The following is a 15,582-nucleotide window of genomic DNA, read 5'->3' on the forward strand; positions in this document are numbered from 1 at the left end:
AGAAAGAATTTAGGCCGATTTTTATACCTTTCTGTGCGTACTATAGTTGTAAAATCATATAGTTGCATACTCTTGTAATATATACTTTCTATATACCGCATTCTCGGCGGCGCAGCCGCCGAGAACAAGAACATCTGCGGTTTAACCGTAGCATGTTTTTTGTTTGAATATATACTTTGTGCTGAAGTAAATATCTGACAATTTTAATTTTTTCTATTGCGGGCTTTTTTATACACTAAATTTTTCTCTCTTTTCCCGATAGCTATCACCAAAATATAGATCTCTTCATCAATGACTTCATAAACCAAGCGGTAGCCACTTGCTCGAAGTTTGATCTTGTAATGATTTTTAAAACAGGAAAGTTTGCTACTTCTTAAATGCGGGGACTTGAGACGATCTTTTAATTTTTTCTTGAATTTCGTTTGAATTGTGTTGTCAAGTTTTTTCCATTCTTTGAGTGCAGTCGGTAGAAACTTTAATTTATAATTCATCTATTGAAATTTCTACAGCTGATATTTTTTCATTTTGACGCTCGGTCACTATCAACCCCAACTGGTAATCCTCAATTTTTTCTAGTATCGCTTCGTATGTTTCAGCAGGAATTAAATAAGCAGTGGGCCTATTGTGATTTAGAATGGCAATAGGCTCGCCGTCAGACTGCTCAATTAGAGCAGAGGGGTTTTTCTTTAATTCTGATATGCTTGCTGAACAACCTGCTAATACAGATTCCATAATGTCACCTTTAGCTTTTTTATTTAGGCCTTAAATATGTGCTTATTTTAGGTCTTAAATTAAATGTCGTCAAGTTTTATTATTGTAAGTTACAGATTAGAAATTAATAATTTTCTTAAAAAAAGTACCAGTGGCTTAACTTGGTCTCCAGTTTTTTGGGGGAGGATCACATTTTGTTTCGATCAGACAAACCATAACTTTTTTTCTGGCTTGCGTTTAACGCTCCATATATTAGATCTAATTTCAAGGGATTTTTTATTGCCCATTTGACTGCATCTTCAAGCCTCTTTTGATCGTTTGTGATTTCACGATCACTGATATTATTAACCATAGCACTATATAAAATTCTGAGGGGTACTAAAGAAAGTTCAAACTTAAATTGCTCAAACGCTTTTTTAAGAGCTTTTTTTCTATCTCCTTTCTGTGTAACTTTCTTGCCTTGATTATCATAAATAGCAATGTCCGCACTCTTGTCTATAAATGATTGTGGCCTGCTGGCAACGAGGACGAGGGCATATACCCATTATGAAATAATGAGTTCGTTCCTCATCTACCTCTTCTTCATCTCCCTTTATTGTCTGTTCAAATTTTAGGCAAGCATGCTGTTCAGGCTCTTTGAATGCGACTGCGTGGTGGCAGTGTCCGCAAGGGCCTTCAATCAATCGTTTGTCAGACCCCCATCCACGAAGATTAAACTCTTTATCTGCTATTATTCCCATTATCCTTCCTTTTGTAAAAAAACAAAAAATTAAGCACACCGGCGAGATTCCGCTAAGCCGATTTGAGGCGCAATTATATTTCGTTTATTTCAATGACTGAAACCTTGATTTCCATTAAAGTGGAAATCTTTTTAAATTCAGAACCATCTTGTATTATTGCTTCTCTTTTAGAATAACTTACTGAGTTAACGTTACCTACAGAGCCTTTGTAAAGACATTGCTTATTTGGTTTGATTTGGGACCATCGTGTTGGTTTCCAATAAATTTTCCCTTTAATAAAGTACTGTTGATCTCTTTCCCAAAATTCTTTCTCGCCATCGGTCAATTTTCCATTTTTATTGACATATTGAGCTTTTATAATCCAGAATGGGCCTGTATTGCATCCATAGAATGAATTAACTTTTTTAACCATCCAGTTTGAACTTTTATCCCTTTTGTCTTTAAAAATGTCTCCAACTGAGAATTTGCAATTTACAGAAATTTTTTCTTCTAAATATTGATCAATTTTTTGTTGTAATTCGTTAACCTTTTTCTCTAATTTTGCTTTTAGATAGAGAGATTTATATAGTTCAGAGTGTTTATGAATCTTTTTCTTTTTAGCGAATTCAGTAATGGCAAAATTATTCCAAAAAATTACAGCATGCCAATGTTCATTTTCAGAAAAATAAATTTTGTATTTTTTACAACCTACTCGTGTAAATTTCTTTGAGTCTGACTCAGATATAGGAAACCATCCGATTACAAGACCAGAGTCTGATAAACAATTTGGACAAGTTAGAATGTCATCGCCAAGAGCACTACGTTCCATAATAATTTATTCGTTAAACACAAACGGATTGTTGCCGTTAATTTATTGTTTTTACAATTCTTTTATACAAGCTATTTGGTGCTATGGTCGCCGCTGTATCATAGATTTGTAATTCCCTTTTTAATTTAGAAAATGAACACATAAAAATCTGCGGCTCTCGACCGTCAGCATTTTTTTGTTAGAATACGTATTGACTCTGGAGTGCCACCAAGACTGAAATAGAGCTGACTGGACTCATTCAGTGCAACTCGATGATGTATTCAAACACCCCGTCGAATTATCTGTGCGCCACGCTTGAGTTTCCAAGCCCGTGGTGAAATAAGCCCAACCATCCGGTCATCCCCCCAGATTATCTATAGGATGAAGGAAAACCTTAATTTCCCCGTTTCAATTCTCAGGCAATATTATCCTTCTGCCTTTTTCTCGAGTTCATCCAGTTTATCAGGATCAGAAACAGCAATATCAACAAGGCTCTGAGGGATGGCGCTTTGCTCACACATCGCCCTGATATCTTTTTCTACATCACTGAATTCCTGGATCTCGCGAATAGATTCTATATGTTCAAGCATATCTTCAGATGTAATATCCTCAAGGGCAGGTCCTGCAGCCTCTGCCTTTTTTTTGGCGGCTTCTTCTTCTGCCTTTCTTTGTTGTTCCTTGAGTTCTTCTTCCATGGCTTTTTGGGCTTCTTCAATGGCACTCTTGTCAACGCCCGCCATCTCAATGATCAATTCCTCAGCCACCTCATTTGTAATCAAGTGTTTAACCTTTTCCAGATCTGATTTGTCCTCAACTTTCTCTATAAGGCTGGCCACTCTTTTTCTTTCTGCCTTTTCCTTTGCAATTTCCGCTTCCACCTCAGCCAGTTTTTCTTCTGTAATAGCTAATTTGCTGATAATGTCTTCCCTTGTTACTTCTTCAACAATAAGGTACCGGATACCTTCATTCTCAGACATTTCTTTTGTTTTTTTCACAAGCAAATCAAGTTTTGTCCCTTCTATGATCCGTATTATATCCGGTCTGTTTTCGGTTTTCCTGATCTCATCCCAAGTTTCTCCGAGTTTATCGATAAAATTAGTGGTCGCTGAATAAGCGTCGAGAACATCCTCCAGTGAAAGTGCTGCAATCGCATCGTTAAGATCCTTCATCAGCGGCCTTCCGACTTTCAGCATGTCATCCATTGCCCATCTTAAATGCATTATGTTGCCGCTTTTTTTGAAAAAATTAAACCCTTCATTATCAAGGTCCCTTATAATCTTTTGAATCGCTTCCTCTTTGGCGTCTCCTGAGAGGTTTATTGTATTGAGTTCAAGTAATTTTTCCTCAATCGCCAGCCATAGGGGTTTCTGTTCAGTTTCCTCAATGTGCTCTTCAACTTCTTCAGTTTTTTCGGTTGCCATATTTAATCTCCTTTAATTGATATGTTTACCCTGGTGTCAGAAACCCTCGCGGATTCCTACCAAAACAGCTATTTCTTCACAGGGCTTTTTCTTTTTCTACACTGCTACTTATGATATCTATTCACCCTATTTGAGATAATCATCCCTGGCTGAAAAATGCAACCAGAAAAAATTATTATAAAGTGAATGATTGTTTTAACCTGGATATTTAGTGCTAACACCGAACATCACCGGTGAAATCCGGTGCATGTTGATTGTTGGATTTGCATCAAGGATACTTTTTTGACCCTGTCCATCGATGCGTCTTATCTCAAATTTCGTTGCTGAAGTATTTCCGGGATATTCCGCCTGCCGTCAAGGATACAATGGATAAAAACATCTGATTCGATGATCTGGTAGATAATGCGGTAGACTTTCACATGAATTTCGCGATATTCATGTACGTCAATTCGTTGTAGCTCTGGAGGATAGTGACCTTTTTCCGGACTAAATGACAGGTTTTGGCAAGCTGTTTCAATTTCTGAAAAAATTTTTCCTGCGTTTTGCGGGTATCCTGATTTTTTTATATAATCATAGATTTCAAAAAGATCTTTTTCCGCATCAGAAATGACATAAACATTGTATTTCATTCAGATTGGTTTTCCAGAGTTTTTTTCAAGTCGCTGAAAACATCGGTAACAGGCCTGTAATCTCCCTTTCTAAGGCTATTTTGGCTTTGGGCTAGCATTTTCAACATGGCGAGGCTTTCCTGGGTCTGTTCATACTGGACAAGATCCTGAAGAATCGCTTTGGCTTCCCCATTTTGGGTGATAACCATGGGCTGTCGGCTATTAACGATTTGTCGGACGATTTCCGAAGCGTGTGCTTTAAAATAGCTGATGGGTTTAACAGATTCACTGAGTTTCATGTTGTTCTCCATAATTAATTTGACCTTAATTTAGCCCATATTGAGATCTATGTCAAGATAAAACCATGAAACCGGCTGCTGAAATTGTTGGAATTATGTGGGACGGTTTGCCATTGAATGGCTCAAGCATCTTCAATATTCCAGACTCTAATTTCAATCCTTTTTGATAAAAAATTGATGTGTCTAATGTGATAGCGCCATAATCCATTATTTATTTCTCAACGTTCAAGCTCACTTGCGCCGCCACCAGGCCTTGCCGCGTCAGGCCCCAAACGTTCTCGGCGCCAAGAGAAGCGCCTGGTTCGGCGCAGATTTCATATTAAAGGAACCCAAATTACATCGTTTGGTGGTGAACCAATTGGCTTTCTTTCATTCATATTAAGGCTTGCTACCCACGCCGATAAGTATGCATCCAATTTGTCATGAAAACTTCCAAATCCAATATCGTTGAGACATGATTTTGATATTGCCTCTGGCCACCCTGTAAAATCCGATATTGCGGATAACTGTTTAATAAGACCCTCAATTTTACTTTTGTGGATTTTTCCAGCCCCAAGAGTTTTAACAATAGCCTGTGGAAAAACTTCTATGCACTCCCATTTCTGGCATAATGTTTGGAATAATTCAAATCCCACCAACATCCACAATTGGTTTGCATGAGGAATCCTTGATTGTTCCCCACCATTTTCAAGATGTGTCAGAGCCTTATTTTTAATTACCTCGAACTGATTTGTATCAGGGGTGGTAATGCAATTGATCCCTTTTTTATCTAAACCAAGTTCTGCCTTTCGACGTTTCTCTCCGTCTTTTTTAGGGTGGCTTGGTGCATCGATTGCAATTCTCTTGATTGTCACACCAAATGATTTTTCTACTTCTTGGAGGTAGCGCAATGTGTCATGGGCAAATTCTTTTACTAATTGAATATTCTGGACAATCGCTGCGTTTCCAGATCCGCGAGGAGGGGTGATAGCAAATTTAGATTTGAGCAGAATTGGGCAAAGCCTATCATCCTTATGGAAACAGACAGAAATTGGCAAATATTTCTTTTTCGCAAAAGCAACATCAATACCTACATATGCTTTCATATTTTCATTTCCGCCGAACATGAAAATCTGCGGTTTATCCGTCAGCATTTTCGTTGTTTTAAAATTATAAGGGCAATAATCAAAGTTTGGCCCCGGCTTTTTTCTATCTTTCTTGCCAATAAATCAACGCTGCGGTTCGCTGTTTAGAAGGCATAATACTGATGCGAACACGATATTCTGGGCATGTCCCCCAGATTTCAATACTGTTAAGATACGGATGATGTTGCTTTGTTTCTGTGGGGAAAATATCAACTATTAGTTCAAGAGAATCTTTATATCCAGGAGATATGCACTTTTCTATGGTTGCTTTTTTTTCCGTGACTGAGCATATATCAAGAGGCATAGTGAACATATGGATTAACTTGAATGATTTTAACACAGGGAACCAGTCGAATTCACATCGATATAAAATTTTCCCAGGATAATGTTCGCGAAAATGCATAACAGCTGGTTTGTTCTCTTTCGCTGGGTGTAGTGAAATATGAAAGCCTTTACCTATTTCTCTAACATTATCAGAAGGTGTATTTAAAAATTGGTTTTTTATCAAATTAGCATTACCGAACTCTATTGTTTCACCATAATCAAGGGAACCATGAAATTTTGATTTGAATACAAGGGAACCATCTTTTAAAAATTCGATCTCACCTATATGGATCTTTTTTTTGCCCCATTTAAGAACAATTGGCAACTTTTTGCTCAAACGATTAATATATTTTTGTTGTATTACCATTATGGTAATTTCCCTTCTTTTTTAAATTAATGTGAATTTATTATTTCCAAACAATTTGTCAGATCTTTCTGAAAAAAAATGTCGTTTATTAATTACAGCAGTTTTATCCCATCCCGCATTATCGCAAATTTGTTCAAAAATATATAATATTTGAGGTTGATCAACTGAATAAATAGCGTTCGTTTTAGAAAGTTGTTTAACTGCATCCTTAAAAGCGAAATCAATTAATGCTTCTGGGATTATTTCATAGTTTTTCGAAAAGGAATCTTCATATTTATACCATTCATTAAGCTCTGTCGAAGACGTTGATAGTTCTATTTCTGCCATAGCTTGCGATAAAACGCTTAATTTTTGCAAAGGCCAAAGATGGGAAAAAACTATTTTTGGATCCTTATCTGGCATTATGCGTGATATTATTTTTATAGATTGAGATTCAACTCTTCCTATTGAATTTGGAAAGGCGCTTAGCTTGAAAGCAGCTACAATACAATTCATAGCAATTCGTTTGTTGACATAAGCCATGTTCGTCTCCTTGATGACCTCTTAAAACCCCCTACCTTTTATGGTCCTCCAAAATCTATCTTGATTCGAATTTTCAATTTCTAATACATCATAGAACTCTTCCAATAATATTGCCATTTCAGCAGCATCAAAACCAAACTGAATAGTTTTTAACCACAAACATTTCGCATATATTTTCCCGGCTTGTGACAATAAGGATAACTGTATATCAGTGGGAACTGATCTCTGGATGACAGCTCCACTCTTTTTTGTCGAGTTTGCTTTAGTAAAAGAAAGAGCAGTCAAGGTTGTATAATTGGAATGAGCCATACCTGAAAGTAATCTGTATAATATTTCATTCGAAAATTGTTTTTCTACAAGGTCGGTAATACTTGGCTTGATTTGGCCAATACCAATTCTTCGATTTTTTTTATTGCGTAATATTTCATAGCCTAAATCAATAGCAATTTTCTCAATGGAATCTATTCGTTCATCAATCTTTGCTATCAACAAATTGTCGTTGTCATATCTTGCCATCTTTTGTTGTTCTCGAAGTGAGTTATATCTCAAAGAAAGACTTCGGCTAACTCGCTCTTTTGATGTGATGTCCATCTCAAACAGCCAAGTACATAGTGCTGAAGACTCAATGAGGCCTCTTGCGCATGCCCATGGGGCTACAGCATATTTCTCTTTTTGAATTAAAATATCAAGAGCCTCAAAATAATCTGTAGCCGCAATAAGAGTCTGTGATGCTTGAGAAAAAGCAGTCTCTATTGATTCTCTTCTGGCGAATGATGCTATTTCAAGAGATGCTGGGGAATTGCCTAACGGATCAATTCCAGATTTATCTATGAAGTGAATTAGTTTCGTTAAAATTTTTGAGTTTTTTGATTTCATATTATATTCTGAGAACCGCTGTGTTCAGAGAATCGACACAATTTGTGGAGTCCGGTGAAACACTTGGCCGTGTAATCTTAATCTATAAAATAGTCTAAAGTTCGAATACATTTCTGAAGATTGTTTCCATAGATTTCATTTTTTTTGATGCATCCCCCACTGACCAGACTTACAACTTTGCCATCTTCGCCTATAATTGGTGCTCCGCTACAACCTTTAAACCATTCATGGCCAGGATGATCTTCAGGCATTTTGAAATAGTGCATATCATTTTCAAATCGATCATATTTTAGGCCATGATATATATGTAGCGTTGTTTCAAAAGCATTTAGATGAGGGATTGATGTTGGCTGTATATCTCCCGAAAAACCATAGTATGTGTCTCTGCTCGGTTCACCAATATCATCTACAGTTAAAATTGGCCTCTCTCTTAACTCTATAGTTTTGCCTTCCCAGTTTCTGTTGTGGAAATAGAACTTGGAGTCAGGACGGACTGGGTGAAAAGAAAACTCAACGTCTTTTATTGTTTTTTTGTCTTCAGCAAAATCACCAATAAAACTAAATTTATTTAAAAAAAGAACTTCAACCTGCTGAACTTTCTCATTAAATTGTATTTGAGCACACCATTTTGATGATTTTTCGGTGACATGAAATACTGTTAACAAAAAACGTTGACCTTTAAAGTCAAAAAGACAGCCTGACCCAAAACCACAGGGCATACCTTTATCATCTAATTTCCTTAGCTGTACACTTGAATATTTAATTATATCTTGCCAGTTCATCATTTTTATATACAACTCCGCTTTTCAGCTACGCGGCATTTGCGTCCGCTGCAACTTGTTAGCTATGAAAATTACGCATGGAACGTGCAAACCCATCAATACCTGGAAACAAGACTGAAGAAATACAATTTGTCGTTGAAAGTTGGGTTTTTAAATCATTAACAATAGATTTATCTATAATAAACTTTTTCAGTCTCACCTTGCTTGAAGAACCATTACAGCTATCAATAAACGTATCCTTAATATTTGTTTGATAGATGAATAAGCCTTGTTGTATTGCAATTCGTGAGTTTAAATTTTCAGGTATGCACATTTGAATGGATGTTACATTTTTTCTCACCCAAATTTGATCTTTATGGGATACGATAAAATAGGAATTTTTTTATTTTTTGCATAATCATATTCCTTTTCAGTATAGCTTATACCAGTATCTGTTTCTGAGCCATAACGATGTCCTATGATAACTATATAATAATCACTAAAATTGATAGTTTCTTTTATAACGTCCCACTGTTCATCATCGTCAGCACTAAACATTTCCATGCCAACAGGTAAATGATAGAGCTTCAGAATGGTTTCTATGATTTTTGTCCTCGCTTTTTTTAAGTCATCATAGGTTGAGCTAATAAACACTTGGTATTTTGTATCTTCCATTTTGTTATCCCTTCTTGGATATCATTTCTGTAAAGGTAGTCTGCTAAGCTAACTAATTTCAAGTTTTTTGATTTCATTAATTATAAATTTATCCATAACTTTTGCATATATTTGTGTCGTTGAGATATCGGTGTGTGTATGCCAAAAGATAAATCCATTTTTTTTATTTTAACCGAATTTTATATTTATTAAGATACATTCTTTATCCGTTGTTTATTAAAATTTCATGAAAAGAACTTTAAACATCACCGGTGAAATTGGGTGCATGTTGATTGTTAGACTATTTCATACTAAGGGTCAAACGTAGACCTGACCCCTCACTTCTGCTCATTGGAGTCTGCTATTTCTTGCATCCTATTTTCGGCAGTGACCAAAAACGCCTGCCAGTGCAGTTCATGTCGATTCTTCCGGTTTACGAATAGTTGCCCACTTTCGACTGCTGTAGTAAGGCCGGGTAAGAAAAGGCCAATTGTATCGAAAACAGCCGTTGTACCAACGCGGCGCCACGCTGATTCACGGGCAGCTTGCACAAAGAGTCTATCCGCTGCTTTTCTTATCTCACTGCGTAACCGTTTGGCCCAAATTTCGGTATCCCCTTGGTTGGATGGTGGATGCTCCGCATCACTAAACTGTCGAAAAGGACGCGCGTGATGTCAAAACAAGCTACCCATGTTTGTCCGCCGATCTGCAGAGGCAGAGTATCTCCATTGCGTGGACTGTAGGAACGCTGTTGTGAACGGAAGAACGATGACAGGTTGCGGCTTACGGCGATCTTGCTGTCAGTCATTTCTCGCCATCCGGGCTCATTGTGCCGAAAGGTATTCAGTTCATAGATTGAGAGGTCTGATATATCTGGAAGTAAGCCCTCTTCGTCCAGAAAATACACCCAACTACAATCTCTGAGGTTCAACGGACACAATGCCCGCGTAAGAAACCAAAGCTCCTCATATATGAGAGAGATTGCCACGCCTCCCTCAAGTATTGGATTGCCTCCTGCACTTTGAGGGCCCAATAGTCGCTGATCCCCAAGTCCGTATTTATAGGCTACTGGTGCGGAAAGCCCGACGAAACCGCGAAGTATCATAATTCCCCTTGAGACAAGATTCTTGTTTTGCTGTTAACCACTAAACGACGCTAATCCACCGAGCAATTTTTTTGTGTCGACTGAATTAGCCTTGTTATACCATGTTTTAATAATCAATATAAAGATTCATCGAATTCTTTGAGTTTTGCTCCGATATCTTCGCTAAATTTTTTAATAGCTGAATCTTTTCTCTCTGTTTGCGTTCTTGATCTTTGATGAGCAGGGGCTGAAGCTTTATGCATCACGTCTGCTGTTAGAAAATGAATTACATCATGATCGAAACTTTGTTTTTGCTCATCCTTCCAGCGAATGGTTGTCCAGTATGTAACGATATCTCTCTCTTTAATTCCAGCCTCTTCAATGGTTTTATTAAGCGGTATCTTTTTTCCATTATGAACAACGGAATGACCTATAGATACATTGATGCCTTCTGAGGCAATAGATTTTGATTCTGGCAAATGAAAAAAACCACGAAAAATGCCAAGAAGATCATTTATTGTAAATTCATTTGACACCGAAAGCCTATACACAGAGTCATGCCTATTCGAAAATAAAAATATTGGAAAACTGTTTCCGTTAAGATGTTCTTGCAATGTACTCGAATAATGTTGGACAAATCTTGACCTGATAGAACCAAGCAACCGTTCTTGTGGAATTTCTAATAGAACCCGAAAATTACGTTCTACTTTATCAGGAAATTTCTCACATAAACCAAGCCAATATGATTCAGGGAGTACAATTATTTCAGGTAAAACTTCGCGAAGTGTTTTTTCTGATGTTCCAGTTATTGGAACGTTAGTACACAAGGCAAATTTAGTCCATGGACATGAACCTTGCGCGGATAGAGCTGACTTGATAGAATTCACAGCATGTGTCACGTTAAAATCACCACTTTTACCGGATTCGATACTCTTACATTGATAAGCAATTTTATCTGCCGAATGAAAAAGATCAATTCCTTGTTCAGGTGGATTTCTGACATAAATTTCGCTTGTCATATTTTCTAAATTTAGCAATTTACATGTAAACAATTCCCATACATCTGAGAATGACTCTTTTTCTGAAGAATATAGAAATGGAGGATATAACTTGTACTTCATTTTAACCACCTGATTTTTATTGGGCATGAATGTAACCACCCCAAATAACCGGCTTGCCCGGTTGATTTGGATTGTTGAGAATTATAAGTCATAATCAAGGTTTGACCCCAAGTCCTTTAAGCAAGACAGCAATCTTTATATTTCTTTCCGCTTCCACAAGGGCAAATATGATTTCTACCAATTTTTCCAACTTTTAGTGCTTGCCTAATCCGGTTTTGGGTTAAATTTTTGGCGTCTTTTTGTATTCGTATATAATCTTTTGGTTTTAAGTCGCTTAATTTACAAAGAGAGACCTTTACATCTTCTAACTCTAAAGTCGAGGATAGATATATTTCAATCAAGAGCCTTTCTTGTTGTCCTGCGATAATAGTTGTCGCAAGCACGTGTTCGATAATATTAAACGCAGGATCAAAATCAATACCGTTAATATGACATAGGGTGGTGTTATCAACATTACCAATTAGTGAAAATGGTAGCGGACGTCCATGCCCTTTTGTTCTTGTTGCAATAGTTAGAATAGAGTCAAGGTATTCCTTTCTGCCTATATTATCCATGTTCAACAAGGCGCTAACTGCACGAGCTTCATAACTTCTTCGTTTCATAGCCATGCGGTCTATGATTTGCCACATTAGCGTGGGCATCTCCTGTTTAGGCGGGGGAACCATGCTTTCAACTAATGATTTCGAATAAAATTCATCGATTTCTTTTCTCGCACCTTCCCAAACAATCCTGACGTTTGCTTGATTACCGATCATTTCTTCAGCGTGCTGAACGTAACAATTGTGTTTCAGATACAAAGCTAAATGATCTAATTCATCTTCAAGATTCATCAAACAAGACCTGTATGCAGTGTTTCGCTGCTCAACAAAGTGGAGAAATTGGAGCGGATTGTTCAATATATCTTTATATACAAGCAAATCATCAAGAGAGAGAACCCAGTTGTTCTCCCCAGAAATACCACCTACAATATTTTTTAGATTTTGGGCTTGGGCAGCCAGCTCTGTGAAATTATCAATTGTTAAGCAGCAGACTGTGATATTTCTGAACTGCTTATGGGATAACTTTGCAATGGGTTGATGTGATTCATCATGTAGACACACAATATCATTGGATAAAAGATATTCTTTGAATCTCTGTCCCTGTTCAATAGGGGTTAAAATTAAACTTTTAATAGATGATATGTATGCCGGAAAATCAGTTGCAGGAGGAGTATAAGTGAACGAGCCAGCCTTAATTTCAATAATAAAAAGGTGGTCCTGATAAATGATTAACCCGTCACATTCGGACCAATTTGTTTTTTTTTGTTTTCCGGTCTTCCACCGATAATATACTGATTTGTAAAATTTTGCTCCCGGTAGCAAATCCAAAAACAAATCAAACGGTAATTGCTCCGATATATCTTTTTGTCTTTTGTTCCATAATGTTTTGTAATCCGGTTTCATTCTTCCGATTACTTTTTGCATAGACCTGTATATTTTGTCAGAAAGGGTATAAAGATCAAAACAGTAATATTTACCTTCAATTTTTATAAAAGGCCTATTCCAGGTTGGTAAAAGATTCAGAGGCCATCCTTTAAATTCACCATCAGCAAAAAAGTCATCATTTTCTCCTGGGCACCATGACAGTTCGTCTAATAGTTTTTCAGGAAGAGTGGATACTTTCTGTAAATCAAATAAATCATATCCAAAGAATCTTCCTGCTTCCTGTTTGAATTTATCCGTTAGCCCAAATTCCTCCATTTTCAGTGCGAAAAATTGGCCTAATTCCATTCCATCAGGTATATTGATTTCCTCAATCGGTCCCAACCGTTCAAATAACTCAGCATGAAGGGTTTTACATTTATAGCCTGATTTAAAAAGTCCTTCTGTCAAAACCTCACGTATTTTATTCAGTTGAATAATAAAATTATTAACGGAAATGGTAAATAATTCTTCAAAGACGTCATTGTGGGGAAGCAATAGCGAACTTAAGAGCGTTGTCATATGGTTTATATGCCGTTCTCCTTTAACCATACACCAATACATCTGGGCTTTTGTATAAAACTCTTCATATTTATCATCATATCCTCCGGAAACCTTACGTTTTGCTGTTGCACTAATAAAGTACGGTAAAAGATGAGAATAAATTGCAAATACATGCCCTTTTAATTCCTCCCACTTTTCTTTTGTTAGGTGTTCATATCCTTTATGGGACGGTGGCACCGAAACGATCAGGCAATGGCTGTAATCTAACATTTTCATCAATAATACGTCCTCTGATGAAAAATCTGATTCACTTGGCTTGCCTATACTTGCCACAGAAATCTTACCAAATGCACATTGCAAAATTTCTAAGGGATAAATTCCTTTTATTATTTTTGATGCGTTTGAAATATGAGAATTTATTATTCCTGAGATTTTTTCATAATCAGCAGCAGCAATATTGAGAAATTCTGCATGCTGATTTTTTTCAGCTGCACTTATTTGTTTTTTATCAAATTTAACCAGCGGCTTTTTTGTGTGTTTAATCCTTTTTTTTCTGTTTTTTTTGCCCATAATGATTTTCGTTTCAATTATTTATTAAATTAAAAGCTGATACACAAACAGCAATGATTGCGACGAAACAAGCAACTATTGAGCATATCATGGATATTTTTGCAGAGGAGGCTGACTTAACTGCAGCTTCTGCCGTTTGAACTGGTTTTCTGTTATTTTTTGAGATTCGGTCCTTAGTTTTAATAATTGGCATATCCGAGCTTCATGTTGAGATTCATTAACAAAGCTACGAACTCTTTGCTCTGCAGTTAAATCTCCACACCATAGTCTTCATTAAATTTTTTTAGTTCCTTTGGACTTAACTTTTGGAGTGCTTTTTCGTATTCTTGTATATTCATTTTTTCCTGTTACTAACCACCAACATCACCGGTGAAATCCGGTGCATGTTGCATGTTGAAATTTAAGGACAATAATCAAAGTTTGACCCTCCACCCTGATTTCACGGCTGTTTGCGAAATCCAATGGAATGATTTGTTAGCATTTTTATATTTTATTTAATGATCTTTTTAGCATATAAGGAAGTTCTCTAATCATCATATATTGTTCTTTGTCAGGCATCACCATTTCTCTCATAACTGGATGTTCAAATGAAAATTCAACCATTTCCATAAAATCATTTACTACCTCATCTTTTAGCTTAATAGTTTTATTGCTTTTTAGTGTGGCAATAACTTCCATCCCTGCTTCGTACAACCATGGGAAATCTTCACGAAAGAAGCTAATAGCTATTTGAAATGCTATGTATTTATTTTTGAACCTTGACGAAACATCAAACAACTCCTCAATCATGCGTGGGTGAAACCTTTTTCGTTTTTTATTGTTCAAATAACGTTCTTCCTTCATTCTTGACATCAACATTTGTAGATGGTCATTTACTGCGGCAATTTGTTTTGATAGGGCGTTTTCTGGATTACGAAGCAATTTTTGATTTAATCTTGTTAAATCCAGTATTTCTTCTAAAATATCATTGTTTCCAATTGAGTGAGTGTTGCCGGATTCATCTGTGATAGTTTCCTGGTAATCTTTAAGTTTATTTAACTCTTCTTCAAGTGTTGGCCACCAAACAGTAAATGCCTTTTCCAATCGATCGCCTGTTAGCTGATCTTCACCACAAGCCTTGTTAAGAGTTTTGGTAAGTTTATAAACATCATCTTTATCAAAAATAGTTGATTGAAACTGCAATATTGGCCCATCAACCTCTGATCTCTTAATGTCAAACAGGAATGGACTAACAAATGATTTGTCCATAGTTTTTGAAAGTGCACCAGCTTCAAATGTAAGCCATGGTGCATTTAGGTTTTCTTTTGTTACGCATAGAATTCCAAAAGTTGAATCTTCTAATTCTTTTGCGATGTCAGTGCTCCATCTCGTCCCTTTGTCGATATCCTCAGACGACACATAAGGTTCGAGAGATTGTATTACAGAAGGAAACCAATCACGAAATACCACTGCTACTTTATGACTTTTCTCGCCTGACCAGCTTAAAAATACTTTCATAAAAAGGCCTCCAATTGAAAATTTGCTATATGGTTGTTGTGTTGTGAACAAGTAGTTGAGCAGACCTTGATATCATTCACAGATATCCTTACTTGACAGGAGTATCAATGTCAAGTATATAAAAATCTAACTGGATAACATTACAAATATTA

At 36.6% G+C, this 15,582-nt stretch carries 16 protein-coding genes; 1 reads left to right on the forward strand and 15 read right to left on the reverse strand.

Translation table 11 applies throughout. From position 1 onward, the window contains the following. Positions 1 to 203: 203 nt before the first annotated feature. The 11 genes from K8S13_RS20325 to K8S13_RS20375 all read right to left on the reverse strand — a co-directional run bounded on the left by K8S13_RS20325 (position 204) and on the right by K8S13_RS20375 (position 8,564). Positions 204 to 491 carry a type II toxin-antitoxin system RelE/ParE family toxin gene (locus K8S13_RS20325; RefSeq protein WP_291465472.1) on the reverse strand — a complete coding sequence of 96 codons (288 nt, stop codon included), beginning with the start codon at positions 489 to 491 and terminating at the stop codon, positions 204 to 206. Continuing rightward, on the reverse strand, positions 481 to 732 hold the full coding sequence (locus tag K8S13_RS20330) for a type II toxin-antitoxin system Phd/YefM family antitoxin (protein WP_291465473.1): 252 nt from the start codon (positions 730 to 732) through the stop codon (positions 481 to 483). Before K8S13_RS20330 ends, K8S13_RS20325 begins: the two co-directional genes overlap by 11 nt. Before the next feature lie 792 nt (positions 733 to 1,524). Continuing rightward, entirely contained in the window at positions 1,525 to 2,259 is a 735-nt protein-coding gene (locus K8S13_RS20335; RefSeq protein ID WP_291465474.1) for a hypothetical protein, read from the reverse strand. Between the two features lie 404 nt (positions 2,260 to 2,663). After that, on the reverse strand, positions 2,664 to 3,659 hold the full coding sequence (locus tag K8S13_RS20340; protein ID WP_291465475.1) for a hypothetical protein: 996 nt from the start codon (positions 3,657 to 3,659) through the stop codon (positions 2,664 to 2,666). 305 nt (positions 3,660 to 3,964) lie between these two features. After that, positions 3,965 to 4,288: a type II toxin-antitoxin system RelE/ParE family toxin gene (locus K8S13_RS20345; RefSeq protein WP_291465476.1), complete on the reverse strand. Its 324-nt coding sequence runs from the start codon at positions 4,286 to 4,288 to the stop codon at positions 3,965 to 3,967. Further along, positions 4,285 to 4,566, reverse strand: a complete 282-nt coding sequence (locus tag K8S13_RS20350; protein WP_291465477.1) for a type II toxin-antitoxin system Phd/YefM family antitoxin — start codon at positions 4,564 to 4,566, stop codon at positions 4,285 to 4,287. The genes K8S13_RS20345 and K8S13_RS20350 overlap by 4 nt, the downstream gene beginning before the upstream one ends. A gap of 314 nt (positions 4,567 to 4,880) precedes the next feature. Continuing rightward, positions 4,881 to 5,699, reverse strand: a complete 819-nt coding sequence (locus K8S13_RS20355) for a DUF429 domain-containing protein (protein ID WP_291465478.1) — start codon at positions 5,697 to 5,699, stop codon at positions 4,881 to 4,883. 55 nt (positions 5,700 to 5,754) lie between these two features. Continuing rightward, on the reverse strand, positions 5,755 to 6,381 hold the full coding sequence (locus K8S13_RS20360; protein WP_291465479.1) for a hypothetical protein: 627 nt from the start codon (positions 6,379 to 6,381) through the stop codon (positions 5,755 to 5,757). A 21-nt stretch (positions 6,382 to 6,402) separates the two neighbouring features. Then, on the reverse strand, positions 6,403 to 6,903 hold the full coding sequence (locus K8S13_RS20365; RefSeq protein WP_291465480.1) for a hypothetical protein: 501 nt from the start codon (positions 6,901 to 6,903) through the stop codon (positions 6,403 to 6,405). 21 nt (positions 6,904 to 6,924) lie between these two features. Next, positions 6,925 to 7,779: a DUF5677 domain-containing protein gene (locus K8S13_RS20370; RefSeq protein WP_291465481.1), complete on the reverse strand. Its 855-nt coding sequence runs from the start codon at positions 7,777 to 7,779 to the stop codon at positions 6,925 to 6,927. Between the two features lie 77 nt (positions 7,780 to 7,856). Next, entirely contained in the window at positions 7,857 to 8,564 is a 708-nt protein-coding gene (locus K8S13_RS20375; RefSeq protein ID WP_291465482.1) for a hypothetical protein, read from the reverse strand. 74 nt (positions 8,565 to 8,638) lie between these two features. On the opposite strand from K8S13_RS20375, the gene K8S13_RS20380 reads away from it, so the two are divergent. Next, positions 8,639 to 8,815, forward strand: coding sequence for a hypothetical protein (locus K8S13_RS20380; RefSeq protein ID WP_291465483.1), 177 nt, complete (start codon positions 8,639 to 8,641; stop codon positions 8,813 to 8,815). 82 nt (positions 8,816 to 8,897) lie between these two features. On the opposite strand, the gene K8S13_RS20385 is transcribed toward K8S13_RS20380, so the two are convergent. The 4 genes from K8S13_RS20385 to K8S13_RS20400 form a co-directional block, all read right to left on the reverse strand. Continuing rightward, the gene (locus tag K8S13_RS20385; protein ID WP_291465484.1) at positions 8,898 to 9,215 is read right to left on the reverse strand and encodes a DUF4062 domain-containing protein; all 318 of its coding nucleotides are present in this window, start codon (positions 9,213 to 9,215) and stop codon (positions 8,898 to 8,900) included. A gap of 1,197 nt (positions 9,216 to 10,412) precedes the next feature. Then, the gene (locus K8S13_RS20390; protein ID WP_291465485.1) at positions 10,413 to 11,399 is read right to left on the reverse strand and encodes a hypothetical protein; all 987 of its coding nucleotides are present in this window, start codon (positions 11,397 to 11,399) and stop codon (positions 10,413 to 10,415) included. 116 nt (positions 11,400 to 11,515) lie between these two features. After that, positions 11,516 to 13,933: an SEC-C metal-binding domain-containing protein gene (locus K8S13_RS20395; protein ID WP_291465486.1), complete on the reverse strand. Its 2,418-nt coding sequence runs from the start codon at positions 13,931 to 13,933 to the stop codon at positions 11,516 to 11,518. 483 nt (positions 13,934 to 14,416) lie between these two features. Further along, the gene (locus K8S13_RS20400) at positions 14,417 to 15,430 is read right to left on the reverse strand and encodes a TIR domain-containing protein (protein WP_291465487.1); all 1,014 of its coding nucleotides are present in this window, start codon (positions 15,428 to 15,430) and stop codon (positions 14,417 to 14,419) included. Positions 15,431 to 15,582: the final 152 nt, after the last annotated feature.

It is taken from the genome of Desulfobacula sp., from assembly GCF_021107415.1.